This is a genomic window from Paenibacillus popilliae ATCC 14706 (assembly GCF_000315235.1).
GTDB lineage: Bacteria > Bacillota > Bacilli > Paenibacillales > Paenibacillaceae > Paenibacillus_B > Paenibacillus_B popilliae.
Genome location: NZ_BALG01000265.1, coordinates 1 through 714, shown reverse-complemented (window position 1 = coordinate 714; position 714 = coordinate 1). Strand labels below are relative to the sequence as shown.

The window sequence follows — 714 nt, the reverse complement described above, 5'->3', positions numbered from 1 at the left end:
AACGAACAACCCGAAAGGAAATCGGGTAAAACAAGTTCTCATGCAAATCCAAAAAATCAAATGTAGACGTGGAAGGAACGAACTTGTAAATCCCAGGATTAGCCTTGACCTTTTTGGTTTGTTTTTTGGTGAGTGTCAGGTGAACGTCCCTATCAAACTCTCCGCTAGAGGGCAAACGCAAGCCCGAAAGAATACCATTGGAATCCAAATCCTTTCCCCGTATGACATAGTTCCACCCTTTGCGTTCAAGATGCGCGAAATTGTTGTAACTTTCATAACCCCTATCGGCAATAACAATGGTTTTGCCCTTGATGGGAGAACGGTCAACCATAGCAGCCAGCGCCCTTCCCTCGTTGCACAACCTTCGTGGCTGAACAATGGCGTCCACGTACAGTCTGTTGCACAAGTCATAGGCAACGTTCAAAGGCAGAAGGTTATAGCCTTTCGTGTTCGGTTGACTTTGAAAATAGGTGTCCGTGTCCGTAGAGTCAGTTGCGATATGCAAATCCGAACCGTCAACGGCAAGTAATTGATACCCTCGGTAGTCCTTGATATCCGTATACGATTGCGTAAATGCGTGAAACAAGAATTCCACAGCAGACGGCAGGATTTTATTCCTTACACCAAATACATCGCTAAGATAAGTGGTCAACTTGATGTTCCCATCCTGAAGGATTTTGTGAATACGGTTCTTTTCCGCTGTCACGTCGTTAA

The 714-nt window shown here is 45.1% G+C and carries 1 protein-coding gene; it reads right to left on the bottom strand.

Annotated elements, in window-relative coordinates:
* Positions 1-652, bottom strand: a 652-nt coding sequence (locus tag PPOP_RS15865) for a transposase (RefSeq protein WP_234399871.1), incomplete at its 3' end; no start/stop codon positions are given.
* Positions 653-714 lie beyond the last annotated feature (62 nt).